This window comes from Streptomyces eurythermus (assembly GCF_014649115.1).
Classification (GTDB): Bacteria; Actinomycetota; Actinomycetes; order Streptomycetales; family Streptomycetaceae; genus Streptomyces; species Streptomyces eurythermus.
The window spans coordinates 263,441-279,772 of the sequence record NZ_BMSK01000009.1 but is presented as its reverse complement, the minus strand read 5'-3'; the positions used below and the strand labels follow the sequence as shown (position 1 = coordinate 279,772).

Here is a 16,332-nt window from a genome sequence, read left to right as displayed (position 1 = left end):
CGGGTGGTCCGGGTATGTCTGGGCCCATGAACCCCAGCCAGGGATCTTCGCCGCCGAGCGAACACGAGACCGTGGGCGCCTACGCCCTCGGGATCCTCGACGACGCCGAGGCAACCGCTTTCGAGGCGCACCTCGCCGGCTGCGAGTGGTGCGCCCGGCAACTGGACGAGCTGGCCGGGATGGAGCCGATGCTCGCCGCGCTGGCCGACCTGCCGGGCTCCGGCGGCACGCCCGCTATCGGCGAGTCGCTGGCCGCCCGGCCCAGCCCCCGGCTGGTGGAGAAGCTGGTGGACGAGGTCGCCGAGCAGCGCGCCCGCAAGCGCCGCCGCGGCTTCTACATGATCGCCGCCGCGGCGGCCCTGGTCGTCGCGGGCCCGCTGGCCGCGGTCGCGGCCGGCGGCGGCTCGGACGGCGGGCAGGTCGCCGCGCCGCCGGCCCAGTCCGCGTTCCGCACCATGTCCGACCGGAAGTCCGCCACGGACGCCTCGACGCACGTCAGCGCGACCGTCGCCATGACCGGCAAGGACTGGGGCACCCAGGCGGTGCTGGAGCTGAAGAACGTCAAGGGGCCGCTGAAGTGCTCCCTGGTGCTCGTCGCCAAGAACGGCCAGCGCGTGACCATGTCGTCGTGGACGGTGCCCGACCGGGGGTACGGCCTCCCGGACGCCGAGAGCGAGAACGCGCGGAAACCGCTCTACATCGGCGGGGCGGCGGCCTTCCGGCCCGACGAGATCGACCACTTCGAGGTGGTGACGTTCGAGGGGAGGAAGCTGGTGGAGGTCGACGCGTAGCCCGGGCGCGCCCCGGGTGACCGCCCCGTAGCTTTGACCGGCCCCCTTCGCGTACGGTTGACGGCTGCCCAGCACGTCAGAAGGGGGCCAGGTGGCCGCTCAGGTTCAGCAGTCCGCGGTCGGCTCGGTACACGAGGCACACGATTCCGTCCGTGACCGGGAGATCAGCGTCGAACAGGAACACCTGGACCGGGTGTACCGGCGGCTAGAGGAGAAGATCCACGAGGCCGAGTTCCTGATGCGCGACGCGGCCCAGCGCGGCCAGGTCGGCACCCCGGGCGCGCTCGCCGAACGGGACGCCCAGGTCTTCCGGGCCGGTGTCCATCTCAACCGGCTGAACAACGAGTTCGAGGACTTCCTGTTCGGACGGATCGACCTGCTGCTCGGCAAGGACGGCAAGAAGGGGCCCGACGGCGCCTACACGGCCGTCGACCCCGCCGAGGGCGCCGTGCGCGAGGACAACACCGCCGACATCGCCGAAACGCTGCACATCGGCCGTATCGGCGTCCTCGACCAGGACTACTCCCCGCTGGTCATCGACTGGCGGGCGCCGGCCGCCGCGCCCTTCTACCGGGCCACGCCGGTGGAGCCGGGACGGGTGGTGCGGCGCCGGGTCATCCGCTCCAAGGGGCGGCGGGTGCTCGGTGTCGAGGACGACCTGATGCGGCCGGAGCTGACCGCCTACCTGGACGGCCGGGAGCTGCCCGTCATCGGCGACGGCGCCCTGATGGCCGCCCTCGGCCAGGCCCGCGGCCACACCATGCGGGACATCGTCTCCTCCATCCAGGCCGAGCAGGACCTGGTCATCCGGGCCCCCGCCGCCTCCATCACCTACGTGGAGGGCGGACCGGGCACCGGGAAGACCGCCGTCGCCCTGCACCGCGCCGCCTACCTGCTCTACCAGGACCGCAGGCGCTACGCGGGCGGCATCCTGATCGTCTCCCCGACCCCGCTGCTGGTCGCCTACACCGAGGGCGTGCTGCCCTCGCTCGGCGAGGAGGGCCAGGTCGCCATCCGCGCCATCGGCTCCCTGGTCGACGGCGCGGAGGCCACCGTCTACGACTCCCCGTCCGTGGCCCGCGCCAAGGGCTCCTCCCGGATGCTGAAGGTGCTGCGCAAGGCAGCCCGGGGCGCCCTGGAGCTGGGCCCCGCCGCGCCGGCCGACGCCGAGGACGACGAGGGCCGGCCCGGTGACGGCCCGCCCTCCAGACTGCGCGTCGTGGCCTTCGGGCGCCGGCTCGAACTGGAGGCCGACGAGCTGGAACGTATCCGCCGTACCGCGCTCACCGGCACCGCCCCGGTCAACCTGCTCCGCCCGCGCGCCCGCAAGCTGTTGCTGGACGCCCTGTGGGCCCGCTCCGGCGCCGCCGGCCGGCACACCGACCCGGAGCTGGCCGCCGAGCTGCGCTCCTCCTTCGACGAGGACGTCACGAGCGAGGACTCCTTCCTGGCGTTCCTCGACGCCTGGTGGCCCGAGCTGACCCCGAAGGCCGTGCTCGCCGCGATGGCCGACGAGAAGCGGCTCGGCCGCTGGGCCCGCCGCGTGCTCAACCCCGGCGAGGTCCGCAAGGTCGCCCGCTCGCTCAAGCGGGACGGCCTCTCCGTGCACGACATCGCCCTGCTCGACGAGCTCCAGGCGATCCTCGGCGCCCCGGCCCGCCCCCGGAAGAAGCGCGAACTGGACCCGCTGGACCAGCTCACCGGCCTGGAGGAGCTGATGCCGGTGCGCGAGGAGACCCAGCGCGAGCGGGCCGAGCGGCTGGCGCAGGAGCGCACCGAGTACGCGCACGTCATCGTGGACGAGGCGCAGGACCTCACCCCGATGCAGTGGCGCATGGTCGGCCGTCGCGGCCGGCAGGCCACCTGGACGGTCGTCGGGGACCCGGCACAGTCCTCCTGGTCCGACCCGGACGAGGCGGCCGAGGCCCGCGACGAGGCGCTGGGCACCCGGCCCAGACGCCGCTTCCAGCTCACCGTGAACTACCGCAACCCGGCCGAGATCGCCGAGCTGGCCGCGAAGGTGCTCGCGCTCGCCATGCCCGGCGCCGAGTCCCCCTCCGCCGTGCGGTCGACGGGGGTGCGGCCGCGCTTCACCGTCGTGGGGGACTCCCTGGAGCGGACGGTGCGCGCGGAGGCCGAGCGGCTGCTGGGCCTGGTGGACGGCACGGTCGGCGTGGTGGTGGCGATGGGCCGGCGCGAGGAGGCCCGGCGCTGGCTGGCCGGGCTGGGCGACCGGGTGGTGGCCCTCGGCAGCCTGGAGGCCAAGGGTCTGGAGTACGACGCGACGGTCGTCGTCTCGCCCGCGGAGATCGCCGACGAGTCGCCGGCCGGCCTGCGGGTGCTGTACGTGGCGCTGACCCGGGCCACCCAGCAGCTGACGGTGGTCTCGGGCCAGCGGGACGAGCCGGACGCGGCCGGAGTGCCGGACCTGCTCAGGGACTGACGGGCGGGGGCGCGGTCCCGTTCAGGGGCCGATTTCGAGCAATCCCGCGCAGGGGGAATGGCCCTGGGCGAGGGTTTGTTAGCCTTGGTGTGGCACCGGCCCGATCCAAGCCCCCGGGCCCAACCTTCGTCGCTACGAGCGACCACTTGCCGCGAGGCGAGCATGGCGGGTCGGTGTCATAAGCGTGGGAGGCCCACGTCACGGATGTGACGTGGGCCTCTTTCTTTGCTCCGGCGGCCCCTTTTCACGTCCGATCGTTTCTCGTATGGTGGAAGTAGTTTTCCGAAACCACGTATCCCGCAGGGAACGTCGCGTGAACAAAACGTCCGCAACCCAGGGCGACTACCACGTACTGAGTGGTAGGTGCGACGATCGGACGGCACAACTCGCGACACGGTGAAAGCAGAGGAAGTCGGCCATGGCAACGGCGCCCAGCGTCTCCTACTCGATGACGATCCGGCTGGAGGTGCCCGCGAGCGGAACGGCCGTCTCGCAGCTCACCACCGCCGTGGAGTCCTCCGGAGGCTCGGTGACCGGCCTCGACGTCACCGCGTCCGGCCACGAGAAGCTCCGTATCGACGTCACCATCGCGGCCACCTCCACGGCCCACGCCGAGGAGATCGTCGAGAAGCTGCGCGGCATCGAGGGCGTCACGCTCGGGAAGGTCTCCGACCGTACGTTCCTGATGCACCTCGGCGGCAAGATCGAGATGGCGTCGAAGCACCCCATCCGCAACCGTGACGACCTCTCCATGGTCTACACGCCCGGCGTGGCCCGCGTCTGCATGGCCATCGCCGAGAACCCCGAGGACGCCCGCCGCCTCACCATCAAGCGCAACTCCGTTGCGGTCGTGACGGACGGCTCCGCCGTGCTGGGCCTCGGCAACATCGGCCCCAAGGCCGCGCTGCCCGTCATGGAGGGCAAGGCGGCCCTCTTCAAGCGCTTCGCCGGCATCGACGCCTGGCCGATCTGCCTGGACACCCAGGACACCGACGCGATCGTGGAGATCGTCAAGGCGATCGCCCCGGGCTTCGCCGGCATCAACCTGGAGGACATCTCCGCGCCGCGCTGCTTCGAGATCGAGGCCCGGCTGCGCGAGGCCCTGGACATCCCGGTCTTCCACGACGACCAGCACGGCACCGCCATCGTCGTGCTCGCCGCCCTGACCAACGCGCTGCGCGTGACGGACAAGGCGATCCAGAACATCCGGGTCGTCATGTCCGGCGCCGGCGCGGCCGGTACGGCCATCCTCAAGCTGCTGCTGGCGGCCGGCGTGAAGAACGCCGTCGTCGCGGACATCCACGGCGTCGTGCACGCCGGCCGCGAGGACCTGGTGGACGCCCCGGCCGACTCGCCGCTGCGCTGGATCGCCGACAACACCAACCCCGAGGGCCTCACCGGCACCCTGAAGGAGGCCGTGCGCGGCGCCGACGTCTTCATCGGCGTCTCCGCCCCGAACGTCCTGGACGGCGCCGACGTGGCCGCCATGGCCGAGGGCGCCATCGTGTTCGCGCTCGCGAACCCCGACCCCGAGGTGGACCCGGCGATCGCCCGGCAGACGGCGGCCGTCGTGGCCACCGGCCGCTCCGACTTCCCGAACCAGATCAACAACGTGCTGGTCTTCCCGGGCGTCTTCCGCGGCCTGCTGGACGCGCAGTCCCGCACCGTCAACACCGAGATGATGCTCGCCGCCGCCAAGGCCCTGGCCGACGTGGTGAGCGAGGACGAGCTGAACCCGAACTACATCATCCCCAGCGTCTTCAACGACAAGGTCGCGGGCGCCGTGGCCGGGGCGGTCCGGGAGGCCGCCAAGGCGGCCGGCGCGACGGCCTGACCACGGCGTGTCGTACGGTGCAGGGGGCTGTGAGTATCACCACGGCGGCCCCCCGCACCGGCGCGTCGTGGAACCACCGGATGCCGGGCGCACTCTAGGGTGACGGCCGAGCGGGCGCTCTTCGTGTGACTCCCCAGGGTGTTCTCACGACTCCTACGGGTGCCGGATTGGCTTTCCCGCCGCAGGTAGGGGCAGGATGCTCCCCCAGGGACCATGTCCCTCCGGGGGCACCCCCAAGGGCGCGAGCGCATCGGCATCGCAGTGCCTCGGGCGGCACCGCCGCGTGGCACACCCCAACGGCAAGAAAAATACGGGAGTAACAACATGAACCGCAGTGAGCTGGTGGCCGCGCTGGCCGACCGCGCCGAGGTGACCCGCAAGGACGCCGACGCCGTGCTGGCCGCGTTCGCCGAGACCGTCGGCGAGATCGTCGCCAAGGGCGACGAGAAGGTCACCATCCCTGGCTTCCTGACCTTCGAGCGCACCCACCGTGCCGCTCGCACCGCGCGCAACCCGCAGACCGGCGAGCCCATCAACATCCCGGCCGGCTACAGCGTGAAGGTCACCGCGGGCAGCAAGCTCAAGGAAGCCGCCAAGGGCAAGTAATCGCTCCGCTCTGAGCGCCGGCCCACTGAGCGCAGTGGGCTACTGCGGGTCCGCTGTGGTTGATCGCGCCCCGCGGCGGAGCCGCTGATCGACACGGCCCCGCGCCCCTTCGGGGCGCCTCAGGCTCAGGACGCCGAAAAGGGCGGCCCCCTTCCATCGAGGGGGCCGCCCTTTCGGCGTTCGTGGGGTCTAGCCGAGCGCCTTGCCCGGGAGTTCGACCTTCGCGCCGAGTTCGACGAGCTTGTCCATGAAGTTCTCGTAGCCGCGGTTGATCAGCTCGATGCCGTGGACGCGGGAGGTGCCCTCGGCGGCGAGGGCCGCGATGAGGTAGGAGAAGCCGCCGCGCAGGTCGGGGATGACCAGATCGGCGCCCTGGAGCCTGGTCGGGCCGGAGACGACCGCGGAGTGCAGGAAGTTGCGCGCGCCGAAGCGGCAGGCGGAGCCGCCCAGGCACTCGCGGTAGAGCTGGATGTGCGCGCCCATCTGGTTCAGCGCGGAGGTGAAGCCGAGCCGGGACTCGTAGACCGTCTCGTGGATGATGGACAGGCCCGTGGCCTGGGTCAGGGCCACCACCAGCGGCTGCTGCCAGTCCGTCTGGAAACCGGGGTGCACGTCCGTCTCCAGGGCGATGGACTTCAACTGCCCGCCCGGGTGCCAGAAACGGATGCCCTCGTCGTCGATCTCGAAGGCGCCGCCCACCTTGCGGTAGGTGTTCAGGAACGTCATCATCGAGCGCTGCTGGGCGCCGCGGACGTAGATGTCGCCGTTGGTCGCGAGCGCCGCCGAGGCCCAGGAGGCGGCCTCCAGGCGGTCCGGCAGGGCGCGGTGGGTGTAGCCGGACAGCTTGTCCACACCGGTGATGCGGATCGTGCGGTCGGTGTCCATCGCGATGATCGCGCCCATCTTCTGCAGCACGCAGATGAGGTCCTCGATCTCCGGCTCGACGGCCGCGTTGGACAACTCCGTGACGCCTTCGGCCAGTACGGCCGTCAGCAGCACCTGCTCGGTCGCGCCGACGGACGGGTAGGGCAGCCGTATCTTCGTGCCGCGCAGCCGCTGCGGAGCCTCCAGGTACTGCCCGTCGGCCCGCTTCTCGATCGTCGCGCCGAACTGCCGCAGCACGTCGAAGTGGAAGTCGATGGGCCGGCCGCCGATGTCACAGCCGCCGAGACCGGGGATGAACGCGTGGCCGAGACGGTGCAGCAGCGGGCCGCAGAAGAGGATCGGGATGCGGCTGGAACCCGCGTGGGCGTCGATGTCGGCGACGTTGGCGCTCTCCACACGCGTCGGGTCCATCACCAGTTCGCCCGGCTCCTCGCCCGGACGGACCGTCACCCCGTGCAGCTGGAGCAGGCCGCGCACCACGCGCACGTCACGGATGTCCGGAACGTTGCGCAGTCGGCTCGGCTCGCTGCCCAGCAGGGCGGCGACCATGGCCTTCGGCACGAGGTTCTTCGCACCGCGGACACGGATCTCGCCCTCCAGCGGGGTTCCGCCGTGGACAAGCAGGACATCGTCGTTGACGGTCATGAATCTCGCGTTCCGATGAGTTGGTCAGGGGCCGGCCGATCACTGTGCGCAGGGGCCGGGAAGACAGGGTAATCGCCGATTACCCCCCTCCCGTAAGCCCAGTCCCCGGCCAGACCGTCATAGCTGTGTCACAACACGAACCGTTCCCTTTCCGGCACATGGGGTCACCGGTGGTCCGGGCGTGCGCCGGGGGCGTGTCCCGGTCCCGACCTGCTTCACCTGCGTGCCCCCGATTGGCTCCCCACACCCGGGGAAGATGCGGGATCATGTCTGGCATGACCGAGGTGTCCTCGCTCACAGGGCGGCTGCTCGTGGCCACTCCCGCCCTGGCGGACCCGAACTTCGACCGTGCGGTGGTGCTCCTCCTCGACCACGACGAGGAGGGTTCCCTCGGTGTCGTCCTGAACCGTCCCACCCCCGTGGTCGTCGGCGACATCCTGGAGGGCTGGGCCGACCTGGCCGGCGAGCCCGGTGTGGTCTTCCAGGGCGGCCCGGTGTCGCTGGACTCGGCGCTGGGCGTGGCGGTCATCCCGGGCGGCGCCGACGGCGACCGGGCGCCGCTGGGCTGGCGGCGGGTCTACGGCGCGATCGGCCTGGTCGACCTGGAGGCGCCGCCGGAGCTGCTCGCCTCGGCCGTGGGCAGCCTGCGGATCTTCGCCGGGTACGCGGGCTGGGGTCCCGGCCAGCTGGAGGACGAGCTGGTGGAGGGCGCCTGGTACGTCGTGGAGTCCGAGCCGGGCGACGTGTCCTCGCCGGCCCCGGAGCGGCTGTGGCGCGAGGTGCTGCGCCGCCAGCGCAGCGAGCTGGCGATGGTGGCCACGTATCCCGACGACCCTTCGCTCAACTGATGCGTGTGGGCTTCAGTACCCTGGCTGTTATGAGCACTCTCGAGCCCGAGCGCGGGACTGGTACGGGGACCCTCGTAGAGCCGACGCCGCAGGTGTCCCACGGCGACGGTGACCACGAGCGCTTCGCCCACTACGTCCAGAAGGACAAGATCATGGCGAGCGCCCTCGACGGCACCCCCGTCGTGGCGCTGTGCGGCAAGGTCTGGGTGCCGGGCCGCGACCCGAAGAAGTACCCCGTCTGCCCCATGTGCAAGGAGATCTACGAATCCATGGGCAGCGGCGGCGACGACAAGGGCAAGGGCGGCGACAAGTAGGTCCCGGCCCGGCCGAGGCGGTGAGGTCCCCGGGACGCGCGTACGGCGCGTCCCGGGGATCTTCGTGTTTTCCGGCCGCCGACTGGTCCAGACCTCTTGTGGGGGCCCGGCGCAGTGCCTAGCCTTCGAGGTGCCGCTTTGTGCAACGACCGTTGCGCATACTGCAACGACCTCCCCAGGGGGCTGAGGACGTGGAACTGATTCCGGCGCCGCGCGCCGTCGAGGAACCCGCCGGACCGGGCGTGCCGCTCGGCCCGGACACCACACTGTGGGCCGCTCCGGGCACCGAACGCGCCGAACGCTGGCTGCGCGCCACCCTCGGCGCGGCCCTGAACCTGCCGCTGCGCCCCGGGCCGCCGGACGCCCGCGACGGCGTACGGCTGCTCCTGGACGACACCCTCGCCCCCGAGGCGTACCGGCTCACCGCCGCTCCCGGGACCGGCGTGGAGATCCGCGGCGGCGGCCCGGCCGGCGTGTTCTGGGGCGCCCAGACCCTGCGCCAGCTGCTCGGCCCCGACGCCTTCCGCCGCGCCCCCCTGCGCCCGGCCGCGGCACTCTCCGTCCCCGCCGGGGCCGTCGAGGACGCCCCCCGCTTCCGCTGGCGCGGCCTGCTCCTCGACGTCGCCCGGCACTTCATGCCCAAGGAGGGCGTGCTGCGCTATCTGGACCTGATGGCCGCGCACAAACTCAACGTCCTGCACCTGCACCTGACGGACGACCAGGGCTGGCGGATCGAGATCCGGCGCTACCCGAAACTGACCGAAATCGCCTCCTGGCGCTCGCGGACCAAATTCGGCCACCGCGCCTCACCGCTGTGGGACGAGAAACCGCACGGCGGCTACTACACCCAGGACGACATCCGGGAGATCGTCGCCTACGCCGCCGAGCGGCACATCAGCGTCGTCCCCGAGATCGACGTACCGGGCCACTCGCAGGCCGCCATCGCCGCCTACCCCGAACTCGGCAACACCGACGTCGTCGACACCGCCGCCCTCTCCGTCTGGGACACCTGGGGCATCTCGTCCAACGTACTCGCCCCCACCGACACCACCCTGCGCTTCTACGAAGGGGTGTTCGAGGAAGTCCTGGAGCTGTTCCCCGCCGACGCCGCCGAGTTCTCCGGGTTCGTGCACGTCGGCGGCGACGAGTGCCGCAAGGAGCAGTGGACCGAGTCCGTCACGGCCAAGACCCGCATCGCCGACCTCGGCCTCACCGACGAGGACGCGCTCCAGTCCTGGTTCATCGGGCACTTCGACGCCTGGCTCGCCGCGCGCGGACGCCGCCTCATCGGCTGGGACGAGATCCTGGAGGGCGGACTCGCGCCGGGCGCGGCCGTCGCCTCCTGGCGCGGCTACGCGGGCGGCATCGCCGCCGCGCGGGCCGGCCACGACGTGGTCATGTGCCCGGAGCAGTACGTGTACCTGGACCACCGGCAGGCCCCCGGCGACGACGAACCCGTGCCCATCGGCTTCGTACGCACCCTGGAGGACGTCTACCGGTTCGAACCGGTACCGGCCGGGCTCACCGAGGAGGAGGCCCGGCACGTGCTGGGCACCCAGGCCAACGTGTGGACCGAGGTGCTGGAGGACTCCGCGCGCGTCGACTACCAGGCCTTCCCCCGTCTCGCCGCGTTCGCCGAGGTCGCCTGGAGCCCGCTGCCCGCCCCCGCCGACCGGGACTACGCGGACTTCGAACGCCGGATGACCGCCCACTACCGGCGACTTGACGCCCTCGGGGTCGCCTACCGGCCACCCGCCGGACCCCGCCCGTGGCAGCGCCGCCCCGGCGTGCCCGGCCGCCCGATCGAGGGACCGCCCCCGAACCGCTGACCGCACGGCACCCCGCCGGACCTGCCCCGCCCCGCACTCCCCGCCCCCGAACAAGTACCGGAAAAACCCCGGCAGTATCACCGAAGAGTGGCAATCCGCACGCACCTCCGATGCCGTGCGAAACCGGACCAACCCCCCGGTGAGGTGGGCGAAAGCCTCCTAGCGGACCCCCGCGTTCGGGCGTTGCGAAGATGTGCCAGAGTTGCGTCGTCCGCCCTGTCAGCACGTACCGTACGGCAACACAGGCGGGACCAGGTGGGGCAGCGGGAAGGGGCAGCCGGTTTGACCACGCACGCACCGCGGACGGCACAGGCCGTCACGTTGCCCACGACGCTGGACGAGGCGGTGGCGGCCCTCGCGGCCCTGCCCACCGCCGTCCCCGTGGCGGGCGGCACCGACCTGATGGCCGCCGTCAACTCCGGCCAGCTCAGGCCCGCCGCCCTGGTGGGACTGGGCCGCATCAGCGAGATCCGCGGCTGGCAGTACCAGGACGGCCACGCGCTGCTCGGCGCCGGCCTCACCCACGCGCGCATGGGCCGCCCCGACTTCGCGGCCCTCATCCCGGCGCTCGCCGCCGCCGCGCGCGCCGCCGGCCCGCCGCACATCCGCAACGCGGGCACCCTGGGCGGCAACATCGCCTCCGCCGCCCCCACCGGGGACGCGCTGCCGGTGCTGGCCGCGCTGGAAGCGACGCTGGTCATCGCGGGCCCGGGCGGGGCCCGCCGGGAGATCCCGGTGTCGCACCTGCTGGCCGGCGTGGAGATGCTGCGCGGCGGCGAACTCATCGGCTACGTCCGCGTACCGCTGCTGCACGCCCCGCAGGTCTTCCTCAAGGCCACCGGACGCACCGGCCCGGGCCGCGCGCTGGCCTCCGTGGCCCTCGTCCTCGACCCCGCCCGGCGCGGCGTGCGCTGCGCCGTCGGCGCCATAGCGCCGATGCCGCTCAGGCCCCTGGAGGCCGAGCAGTGGATCGCGGGACTCATCGACTGGGACAACGACCGCGCCCTCGTCCCGGAGGCCCTGCACGCCTTCGGCGAGTACGTCGCCGCGGCCTGCATCCCCGACCCGGCCCCCGAGCCCGACGGCACGGTGGTCCCGCTTCCGCCCGCCGTACTGCACCTGCGGCGCACCGTCGCCGCGCTGGCCCGACGAGCACTGGGGAGGGCGCTGTCGTGACCGACGACCAGCACGGAGAGGGCACGCCCCAGGGCGGCGGACGCTGGAACCCGCTGCCCCAGGGCGACTACGACGACGGCGCCACCGCCTTCGTCCAGCTCCCCGAGGGGGGCATCGACGCCCTGCTCACCGGCGACAGCCCGCTGGCCGCGCCGGGCCACGGCTACGTACCGCCGCCGATCACGGCCACCCACACCGACGGCACCGCCGGCTGGCCGGCGCCCGAGGGCGGCCAGTGGCCCGACCCGAACGCCGCGCCGGCCTCCTCGCACGCGGCGGACGACCGGTTCACCTACGAGCCCGGTGCCACCCAGCAGTGGACCTTCGAGGAGCCCGCGGCACCGGCCGCCCCGGGGCACGACGTCACCGGGCAGTGGTCCATCCCCGTCGCCGGGGGCGAGCTTCCGGACGAATCCGGCGAGTACACCACGTCGTCGCTGGTCGAGCAGTGGGGCGGCACCCCGCCGGCCACCCTGCCCGGCGGCGCCCCGGCCCCCTGGGCCACCCCCCACTCCTGGGACACCGTCACCCACCCGTCGGACACGGCCCCGCAGACGTACGGCCCCGAGACCGGCTACGGCCACGGCCCCGCCACGCACGGCGAGGGCTACTCGGACGGCCACGGGATCGGTTACGCGGACGCCGGGCACGTCGAGGGCGGTCACGAGGGGGCTGCCGGGCACGGTGGCGTGGGCTACGCGGAGGCCGGGCAGGTCGGTGGTGGTCTCGCGGACGCCGGGCATGTCGAGGGCGGTCACGAGGGGGCTGCCGGGCATGCCGGTGCGGGGTACGCGGACGCCGGGCAGGCCGGCGGTCACGCGGATCCCGGGCACGTCGAGGGTGGTCACGAGGGCGCTGGGCACGCCGGTGCCGGTTACCCGGAGGCCGGGCAGGTCGGCGGTGGTCACGCGGACGCCGGGCATGTCGCGGGTGGCGATGACGGTGCTGTGCCCGCGGACGCGGGTCACTCCGGCGCCGGGCATCCCGGGAGCGGGCACGAGGGTGCCGCCGGGCATGCCGGTACGGGATACCCGGACACCGGGCACGTCGAGGAGGGGCACGGGGACGCGGAGCACACCGGGCACGCCCTGCCGGACGCCGGGCACCCCGACGGCGGTCACCTCGGCGCCGGTCCCGTCGAGGCGGGGCACGCCCACGCCGGACACGTCGACGCGGCCGACGGCGACACGCCCGGCGGTACGGTCGCGCCCGGTACCGCCGGCACCGCGGGCACGTCCGGCGAACCGGCCGTACCGGCGTCTGGGCCCACCGGCCTCGACGCGGCGCCGGAAGCGGACGCCCACGGCCTCGCGGAAGCCCCCGAGCGCCCCGCGGAAGCGCCGTCGGGCCACGCACAGCCCACCGGCCCGGCCCCGACGCCCCAGTCCGCCACAGCGGCGCCCACGGCCTCCCCGGAGGCCCACGGGGAGGCGGCGACGACGGAGTCGGATCCCGCCGCGCACACCGGCACGCCGACGGCGGCCGAGCAGCCCGCGGCGGACTCCGCCGCGGACCCTGCCGTGGCGCCGCCTCCCGTCACCGATCCCACTGCGGCCCCGGAGCCCGGCGCCGACCCCGCCGTAACCGCGCAGCCCACCGCCCATCCGGCGGAACCCGCCGACCCGGCCGCCGCCGACGCCACCGGTGCCGTCGATGCCGCCGAGACCGCGGAGCGGCCGGCCGGGACCGCCGTACCCGAGGCCGACGCGCCTGCGGCCCCGGCGGAACCCGCCGAGGCGCCCGCCGCCACGGAGCCGTCCGAGGACGACGGCGCCCCCGGCGACGCCCAGCCCGACCAGGAACCCCAGGAACCCAAGGAGCACCCGGAAACCGGCGAGACTCGGGAACCCCGGGAGGCCCAGGAGTTCCAGGAGCCCGTGCCCGACGGCGCCGAAGAGCCCCCCGCCGCCCCCCTGCCGCCGCACGACGACCACCCCCTCGCCTCCTACGTCCTGCGGGTCAACGGCACCGACCGGCCGGTCACGGACGCCTGGATCGGCGAGTCGCTGCTCTACGTGCTGCGCGAACGGCTCGGTCTCGCGGGCGCCAAGGACGGCTGCTCGCAGGGCGAGTGCGGGGCCTGCAACGTCCAGGTGGACGGCCGGCTGGTGGCGTCCTGCCTGGTCCCGGCGGTCACCACGGCCGGCAGCGAGGTCCGCACCGTCGAGGGCCTGGCCGTGGACGGGCAGCCCTCCGACGTCCAGCGCGCGCTGGCCCGCTGCGGCGCCGTGCAGTGCGGCTTCTGCGTGCCCGGCATGGCGATGACCGTGCACGACCTGCTGGAGGGCAACCCGGCGCCCACCGAGCTGGAGGCCCGGCAGGCCCTGTGCGGCAACCTGTGCCGCTGCTCGGGCTACCGGGGCGTCCTGGAGGCCGTCAAGGAGGTCGTCGCCGAGCGCGAGGCGTCGCGTGAGGCGTCCCACGCCGGCCATGAGACGGACGCGGACGAGGCACGTATCCCGCACCAGGCGGCCCCCGGCTCCGGCGGTGTCCACCCGTCGGCCTTCGAGGCCCCCGGCGCGTTCGCCGCCCCCCGGCTCCCGGAGCAGTACGACACGCCGGACCCGTACGGCACCACGCCCCCGGGACCGCAGGACCAGCAGCACTACGGCCAGGACGGAGGCCAGGCGTGAGCAACGAAGCCGGCATCGCGACCACCGCCCCGGAACCCGCCCCCGAGGCCGAGCCGTCGCCGCACGGCCTCGGCGTCTCCCTGCCGCACGCCGACGCCCGCGCCAAGACCGAGGGCACCTTCCCGTACGCCGCCGACCTGTGGGCCGAGGGCCTGCTGTGGGCGGCCGTACTGCGCTCCCCGCACGCGCACGCGCGCATCGTGTCCATCGACACCACGCACGCGCGCGAGATGCCCGGCGTCCGCGCCGTCATCACCCACGAGGACGTGCCCGGCACCCCCCGCCACGGCCGCGGCACGCCCGACCGGCCGGTGTTCGCCTCCGACGTCGTACGCCACCACGGCGAGCCCATCGCGGCCGTGGCCGCCGACCACCCGGACACCGCGCGGATGGCCGCCGCCGCCGTCATCGTCGAGTACGAGATCCTCGACCCCGTCACCGACCCGGAACATGCCTTCGAGGCCGAGCCGTTGCACCCCGACGGCAACCTGATCCGGCACATCCCGCTGCGCCACGGAGACCCGGAGGCGGTCGGCGAGGTCGTGGTCGAGGGCCTGTACCGCATCGGCCGCCAGGACCCGGCCCCCATCGGCGCCGAGGCCGGTCTGGCCGTGCCCCGCCCGGACGGCGGGGTGGAGCTGTACCTGGCCTCCACCGACCCGCACACCGACCGCAACACGGCCGCCGCCTGCTACGGCCTGTCCCCCGATCGGGTGAAGATCGTCGTCACCGGGGTGCCCGGCGCCACGGCCGACCGCGAGGACCAGGGCTTCCAGCTCCCGCTCGGCCTGCTCGCGCTGCGCACCGGCTGCCCGGTGAAGCTGACGGCGACCCGCGAGGAGTCCTTCCTCGGCCACGCCCACCGCCACCCCACCCTGCTGCGCTACCGCCACCACGCCGACGCCGAGGGCCGGCTGGTCAAGGTCGAGGCGCAGATCCTGCTGGACGCGGGCGCGTACGCCGACACCTCCGCCGACGCCCTCGCCGCCGCCGTCTCCTTCGCGTGCGGCCCGTACGTCGTCCCGAACGCGTTCATCGAGGGCTGGGCCGTGCGCACCAACAACCCGCCCTCCGGCCACGTGCGCGGCGAGGGCGCCATGCAGGTGTGCGCCGCGTACGAGGCGCAGATGGACAAACTGGCGCGGAAACTGGGCGTGGACCCGGCCGAGCTGCGGCTGCGCAACGTCCTGGCGACCGGGGACGTCCTGCCCATCGGCCAGACCGTGACCTGCCCGGCACCGGTCGCCGAACTCCTCCAGGCGGTACGGGACTTCCCGCTGCCCGCGCTGCCGAAGGACACGCCCGAGGAGGAGTGGCTGCTGCCCGGCGGCCCCGAGGGCGCGGGCGAACCGGGCGCGGTGCGCCGGGGCGTCGGCTACGGCCTGGGCATGGTGCACATGCTGGGCGCGGAGGGCGCCGACGAGGTGTCCACGGCCACGGTCAAGGTCCACGACGGGGTGGCCACCGTGCTGTGCGCCGCCGTGGAGACCGGCCAGGGCTTCACCACGCTGGCCCGGCAGATCGTCCAGGAGACCCTCGGCGTCGAGGAGGTCCACGTCGCGCCCGTCGACACCGACCAGCCGCCGGCCGGCGCGGGCTGCCGGGGCCGGCACACCTGGGTGTCGGGCGGCGCGGTGGAGCGCGCGGCGAAGATGGTCCGCACCCAGCTCCTCCAGCCGCTCGCGCACAAGTTCGGCATGTCGACGGAGCTGCTCCAGATCACCGACGGCAAGATCACCTCGTACGACGGGGTGCTGTCGACCACCGTCATGGAGGCGCTGGAGGGCAAGGAGCTGTGGGCCACGGCCCAGTGCCGCCCGCACCCGACCGAGCCGCTGAACGCCTCCGGGCAGGGCGACGCCTTCGTGGGCCTCGCGTTCTGCGCGATCCGCGCGGTGGTGGACGTGGACGTCGAGCTGGGCTCGGTACGGGTGGTGGAGCTGGCGGTCGCCCAGGACGTCGGCCGGGTCCTCAACCCGGCCCAGCTGGCGGCCCGGATCGAGGCCGGCGTCACCCAGGGCGTGGGCATCGCCCTCACCGAGAACCTGCGCGCGCCCCGCGGCCTGGTCCGCCACCCCGACCTGACCGGCTACGCCCTCCCGACCGCCCTGGACGCCCCCGACATCCGGATCGTCAAGCTGGTCGAGGAACGGGACGTGGTCGCCCCCTTCGGCGCCAAGTCGGTCAGCGCGGTCCCGGTGGTGACGGCCCCGGCGGCGATCGCCTCCGCGGTACGCGCCGCCACCGGCCGCCCGGTCAACCGCCTCCCGATCCGCCCGCAGGCGGCGGTGGCCGCGGACCGATGAGCACACCGCCGGCCGATGGGGA

At 73.7% G+C, this 16,332-nt stretch carries 11 protein-coding genes; 10 read left to right on the top strand and 1 reads right to left on the bottom strand.

What is annotated here, in order from left to right; translation table 11 throughout:
• Window positions 1–26 precede the first annotated feature (26 nt).
• The 4 genes from IE251_RS19515 (at window position 27) to IE251_RS19500 (ending at window position 5,674) form a co-directional block, all read left to right on the top strand.
• Window positions 27–791, top strand: a complete 765-nt coding sequence (locus IE251_RS19515; protein WP_229896849.1) for an anti-sigma factor family protein — start codon at window positions 27–29, stop codon at window positions 789–791.
• Window positions 792–882: 91 nt separating this feature from the next.
• The gene (locus IE251_RS19510; RefSeq protein ID WP_189754255.1) at window positions 883–3,234 is read left to right on the top strand and encodes a HelD family protein; all 2,352 of its coding nucleotides are present in this window, start codon (window positions 883–885) and stop codon (window positions 3,232–3,234) included.
• 418 nt (window positions 3,235–3,652) lie between these two features.
• A complete protein-coding gene (locus IE251_RS19505; protein ID WP_189754254.1) occupies window positions 3,653–5,068 on the top strand; it encodes an NAD-dependent malic enzyme in 1,416 nt (471 codons plus the stop codon).
• Between the two features lie 324 nt (window positions 5,069–5,392).
• A complete protein-coding gene (locus IE251_RS19500; protein ID WP_023550134.1) occupies window positions 5,393–5,674 on the top strand; it encodes an HU family DNA-binding protein in 282 nt (93 codons plus the stop codon).
• Window positions 5,675–5,863: 189 nt separating this feature from the next.
• Here the strand turns inward: IE251_RS19500 and murA are convergent, their stop codons facing one another.
• A complete protein-coding gene (gene murA / locus IE251_RS19495; protein WP_189754253.1) occupies window positions 5,864–7,204 on the bottom strand; it encodes a UDP-N-acetylglucosamine 1-carboxyvinyltransferase in 1,341 nt (446 codons plus the stop codon).
• A 275-nt stretch (window positions 7,205–7,479) separates the two neighbouring features.
• Here murA and IE251_RS19490 point away from each other — a divergent pair, with 275 nt between their 5' ends.
• The 6 genes from IE251_RS19490 to IE251_RS19465 all read left to right on the top strand — a co-directional run bounded on the left by IE251_RS19490 (window position 7,480) and on the right by IE251_RS19465 (window position 16,310).
• Window positions 7,480–8,052 (top strand): YqgE/AlgH family protein, encoded by a 573-nt coding sequence (locus IE251_RS19490; protein ID WP_030610520.1) that lies wholly within the window; start codon window positions 7,480–7,482, stop codon window positions 8,050–8,052.
• Between the two features lie 29 nt (window positions 8,053–8,081).
• Window positions 8,082–8,366: a DUF3039 domain-containing protein gene (locus IE251_RS19485; RefSeq protein ID WP_030610517.1), complete on the top strand. Its 285-nt coding sequence runs from the start codon at window positions 8,082–8,084 to the stop codon at window positions 8,364–8,366.
• Window positions 8,367–8,557: 191 nt separating this feature from the next.
• The gene (locus IE251_RS19480; protein WP_189754252.1) at window positions 8,558–10,195 is read left to right on the top strand and encodes a beta-N-acetylhexosaminidase; all 1,638 of its coding nucleotides are present in this window, start codon (window positions 8,558–8,560) and stop codon (window positions 10,193–10,195) included.
• A gap of 282 nt (window positions 10,196–10,477) precedes the next feature.
• Window positions 10,478–11,371, top strand: a complete 894-nt coding sequence (locus IE251_RS19475) for an FAD binding domain-containing protein (RefSeq protein WP_189754251.1) — start codon at window positions 10,478–10,480, stop codon at window positions 11,369–11,371.
• Window positions 11,368–14,004, top strand: coding sequence for a 2Fe-2S iron-sulfur cluster-binding protein (locus tag IE251_RS19470; protein WP_189754250.1), 2,637 nt, complete (start codon window positions 11,368–11,370; stop codon window positions 14,002–14,004). Before IE251_RS19475 ends, IE251_RS19470 begins: the two co-directional genes overlap by 4 nt.
• Entirely contained in the window at window positions 14,001–16,310 is a 2,310-nt protein-coding gene (locus IE251_RS19465; RefSeq protein WP_189754249.1) for a xanthine dehydrogenase family protein molybdopterin-binding subunit, read from the top strand. The genes IE251_RS19470 and IE251_RS19465 overlap by 4 nt, the downstream gene beginning before the upstream one ends.
• Window positions 16,311–16,332: the final 22 nt, after the last annotated feature.